This is a genomic window from Pseudomonas sp. 43(2021), assembly GCF_017490805.1.
Classification (GTDB): Bacteria; Pseudomonadota; Gammaproteobacteria; order Pseudomonadales; family Pseudomonadaceae; genus Aquipseudomonas.
Map to the genome: position 1 here is coordinate 1 of NZ_JAFGYJ010000155.1, position 630 is coordinate 630.

The 630-nt window shown below is 64.1% G+C and carries 1 protein-coding gene; it reads left to right on the top strand.

The features are described 5' to 3' along the window. Positions 1 to 150: 150 nt before the first annotated feature. Positions 151 to 630 (top strand): bifunctional hydroxymethylpyrimidine kinase/phosphomethylpyrimidine kinase (locus tag J5M71_RS26480; protein ID WP_207838432.1); only part of this gene is annotated, 480 nt, incomplete at its 3' end.

Consider the following 630-nt stretch of genomic DNA (forward strand, 5'->3'; position numbering starts at 1 on the left):
CTCTAGAACGGGCGTTCCAGGGCAAAGCACCGAGATAGAGCTGTTGGAATGGTCAGGAACGTCAAAGATCGCAGCCTCCGGCAGCTCCTGCATTTATCTTGCTCTGCCACCCACACCCCAAAATCAGCTTTGGTGGTAAGCTCGCGCACCATGAATATCTACAGCTCCCGCCCCGTTGTCCTCTGTCTCTCCGGCCACGACCCCAGTGGTGGCGCCGGCTTGCAGGCAGATATCGAAGCCCTGCTCGCGCAGTGTTGCCATGCGGCTCCGGCCGTCACCGCCCTGACCGTGCAAGACACCGTCAACGTCACTGACTTCCGCGTCCTCGACCGTGAGTGGGTACTGGCCCAGGCCAACGCCGTGCTCAACGACTCCGAAGTCGCCGCAGTGAAACTGGGCATGCTCGGGTCGCTGGAGATGGTCGACACCGTGGTCGAACTGCTCTCGGCGCACCCGCACCTGCCAGTGGTCTGCGACCCGGTGCTGCGTGCCGGCGGCGGCGGACGCCTGGGCAAGGACGAGGTCGGCTATGCGATGCGCGAGCGTCTGCTGCCGCTGTCGATCATTGCCACGCCCAATCTTCCTGAAGCGCGCATCCTCGCCGAACTGCCCGAAGGCACGGCCGACGAG